The 684-nt window shown below is 40.2% G+C and carries 1 protein-coding gene; it reads left to right on the top strand.

Going from position 1 to position 684, the window contains the following annotated elements; all coding sequences use genetic code 11:
* The coding region (locus BZJ21_RS15440) for an ISAs1 family transposase (protein ID WP_108743195.1) at window positions 1-684 on the top strand (684 nt) is incomplete at both ends.

The following is a 684-nucleotide window of genomic DNA, read 5'->3' as shown; positions in this document are numbered from 1 at the left end:
ACCATCAGTACAAAAGCATTACAAAAAGCCTTCATAGAATGGATGAAATCGTGTCATGAATTAACGGATGGTGAAGTGGTTGCCATTGATGGAAAAACATTGAGGGGTTCATATAACCGAGCAACAGACCAAGCTGCGATTCATATGGTTAATGCATTCGCAACCGCAAATGGTGTATGCCTCGGACAGTCAAAAGTAAATAGTAAAACTAATGAGATTACTGAAATACCTAAGCTGCTGGAATTGCTCGATATTTCTGGGTGTTTGATTACTATAGATGCCATGGGTTGTCAGCGAAAAATCGCACAGAAAATCATTAATAAAAATGCCGACTATTTGCTCGCTGTTAAAGGAAACCAAGGCAAGTTAGACAAAGCGTTTGATAATTATTACCGGCCTTCAATGCTTCAACACTTTGATGGTGACAGCTACTCATCACAAGAGAAATCGCATGGACGTTTAGAAACACGATGTGCACTCATCAATACCGATTTAAGTGTATTAGGTGATTTAGCTTATGATTGGCCTGAATTAAAAACGATGGGCATCATGGTGAGCGTTCGACAAGAAGGAAAACACGCCGACGAATCCGATATTTCTGTGCGCTATTATATAAGTTCAAAAGCACTGACAGCGAAAGAGCTTCATGATGCCACTCGCTCGCACTGGTTAATTGAATCAATG

It is taken from the genome of Salinivibrio costicola subsp. alcaliphilus (genome assembly GCF_001996185.1).
Taxonomy (GTDB): domain Bacteria; phylum Pseudomonadota; class Gammaproteobacteria; order Enterobacterales; family Vibrionaceae; genus Salinivibrio; species Salinivibrio costicola.
The sequence above is the reverse complement of the archived record's forward strand: the minus strand, read 5'-3'. Positions and strand labels throughout refer to the sequence as shown.